This is a genomic window from Arthrobacter sp. 754, assembly GCF_040548695.1.
GTDB lineage: Bacteria > Actinomycetota > Actinomycetes > Actinomycetales > Micrococcaceae > Arthrobacter.
Genome location: NZ_JBEPSC010000014.1, coordinates 1 through 2977, shown reverse-complemented (window position 1 = coordinate 2977; position 2977 = coordinate 1). Strand labels below are relative to the sequence as shown.

Annotated in this window: 1 rRNA gene; it reads right to left on the bottom strand. The window is 55.0% G+C overall.

The features are described 5' to 3' along the window. Window positions 1-195: 195 nt before the first annotated feature. Window positions 196-2977: ribosomal RNA gene (locus ABIA70_RS21605) — 23S ribosomal RNA — on the bottom strand; the annotation flags it as partial.

The following is a 2977-nucleotide window of genomic DNA, read 5'->3' as shown; positions in this document are numbered from 1 at the left end:
GGTGGGAAATCTGTGGTTACAACATGTGTTCCTGCCGGTGAAGGCAGGTGTGGTGTTGTTATTTTGTTGTTGGTTCCGGCCATCAAACCTGGGTTTGTTGGTTGGGAACCACATAGTGGACGCAAGCAGTCTTGTTATCTTTTTACTCTCTCCAGGGTGTGAACGTCTTTTGAATGCCGTTCACGGAGGGAGTGTGTGGTGTAAGTTATCGGCCTATTAGTACCGGTCAGCTTCACGAGTCGTTAGTCCTCGCTTCCACATCCGGCCTATCAACCCAGTGGTCTGGCTGGGGGCCTCTCACACACAAGGTGTATGGAAATCTCATCTCGAAGCGAGCTTCCCGCTTAGATGCTTTCAGCGGTTATCCCATCCGAACGTAGCTAATCAGCGGTGCACTTGGCAGTACAACTGACACACCAGAGGTTCGTCCGTCCCGGTCCTCTCGTACTAAGGACAGCCCTTCTCAAATTTCCTGCGCGCGCAGCGGATAGGGACCGAACTGTCTCACGACGTTCTAAACCCAGCTCGCGTACCGCTTTAATGGGCGAACAGCCCAACCCTTGGGACCTACTCCAGCCCCAGGATGCGACGAGCCGACATCGAGGTGCCAAACCATGCCGTCGATATGGACTCTTGGGCAAGATCAGCCTGTTATCCCCGAGGTACCTTTTATCCGTTGAGCGACGGCCATTCCACAATGTACCGCCGGATCACTAGTCCCGACTTTCGTCCCTGCTCGAGATGTCTCTCTCACAGTCAAGCTCCCTTGTGCACTTACACTCGACACCTGATTGCCAACCAGGCTGAGGGAACCTTTGGGCGCCTCCGTTACTTTTTAGGAGGCAACCGCCCCAGTTAAACTACCCATCAGGCACTGTCCCTGACCCGGATTACGGGCCGAAGTTAGATGTCCAAAGTGACCAGAGTGGTATTTCAACGATGACTCCACCCGAACTGGCGTCCGGGCTTCAACGTCTCCCACCTATCCTACACAAGCCACTCCGAACACCAATACCAAACTATAGTAAAGGTCTCGGGGTCTTTCCGTCCTGCTGCGCGTAACGAGCATCTTTACTCGTACTGCAATTTCGCCGAGTTTATGGTTGAGACAGCGGGGAAGTCGTTACTCCATTCGTGCAGGTCGGAACTTACCCGACAAGGAATTTCGCTACCTTAGGATGGTTATAGTTACCACCGCCGTTTACTGGGGCTTGAATTCTCAGCTTCGCCGTGAGGCTAACCGGTCCTCTTAACCTTCCAGCACCGGGCAGGAGTCAGTCCGTATACATCGTCTTGCGACTTCGCACGGACCTGTGTTTTTAGTAAACAGTCGCTTCCCCCTGGTCTCTGCGGCCCCGATCCCCTCCCACCAGCAAGTGGTGTTCAAGGTTGGGGCCCCCCTTCTCCCGAAGTTACGGGGGCATTTTGCCGAGTTCCTTAACCATAATTCTCTCGATCGCCTTAGTATTCTCTACCTGATCACCTGTGTCGGTTTGGGGTACGGGCGGCTAAAACCTCGCGTCGATGCTTTTCTCGGCAGCATAGGATCACCAAATCCCCCCAAACGGGGGTCCCATCAGATCTCAGGCATCATGAACGGCGGATTTGCCTACCGTTCGCCCTACATCCTTAGACCGGGACAACCATCGCCCGGCTTGGCTACCTTCCTGCGTCACACCTGTTAATACGCTTGCCTCCCAGGATCAGGTCCCGCGCTCCACCAAAACCCACGTCACCACAAGGGCGGGCGGGCAGGTATCGGGCGGTTAGTATCCCCTGTTCAGCATGGGCGGTTTTTCGCCGGTACGGGAATATCAACCCGTTGTCCATCGACTACGCCTGTCGGCCTCGCCTTAGGTCCCGACTTACCCAGGGCAGATTAGCTTGACCCTGGAACCCTTGATCATTCGGCGGACGGGTTTCTCACCCGTCTTTCGCTACTCATGCCTGCATTCTCACTCGTGTAGGCTCCACCGCTGGTTTACACCGCGACTTCACTGCCCACACGACGCTCCCCTACCACTCCAGACGCCTGAACCAACCCCACAAGGGGGCGGCTTGGCTACTATCTGAAATCCACAACTTCGGCGGTGTACTTGAGCCCCGCTACATTGTCGGCGCGGAATCACTTGACCAGTGAGCTATTACGCACTCTTTTAAGGATGGCTGCTTCTAAGCCAACCTCCTGGTTGTCTTCGCAACTCCACATCCTTTCCCACTTAGCACACGCTTAGGGGCCTTAGTTGGTGGTCTGGGCTGTTTCCCTCTCGACTATGAAGCTTATCCCCCACAGTCTCACTGCTGCGCTCTCACTTACCGGCATTCGGAGTTTGGCTGACGTCAGTAACCTTGTAGGGCCCATTAGCCATCCAGTAGCTCTACCTCCGGTAAGAAACACGCAACGCTGCACCTAAATGCATTTCGGGGAGAACCAGCTATCACGAAGTTTGATTGGCCTTTCACCCCTACCCACAGCTCATCCCCTCCATTTTCAACTGAAGTGGGTTCGGTCCTCCACGACGTCTTACCGTCGCTTCAACCTGGCCATGGGTAGATCACTTCGCTTCGGGTCTAGATCACGCCACTGCAACGCCCTGTTCAGACTCGCTTTCGCTACGGCTTCCCCACACGGGTTAACCTCGCGACGTAACACTAACTCGCAGGCTCATTCTTCAAAAGGCACGCCGTCACCAGAATCAGACTGGCTCCGACGGATTGTAAGCACACGGTTTCAGGTACTGTTTCACTCCCCTCCCGGGGTACTTTTCACCTTTCCCTCACGGTACTGGTCCGCTATCGGTCATTAGGGAGTATTTAGGCTTATCAGGTGGTCCTGACAGATTCGCACGGGATTTCTCGGGCCCCGTGCTACTTGGGATACTCTCCAGGCGGCACAAAACATTTCGGTTACGGGGCTCACACCCTCTCTGGCCGGCCTTTCAAGACCGTTCACCTATGCCTGCACATCACACCTCAC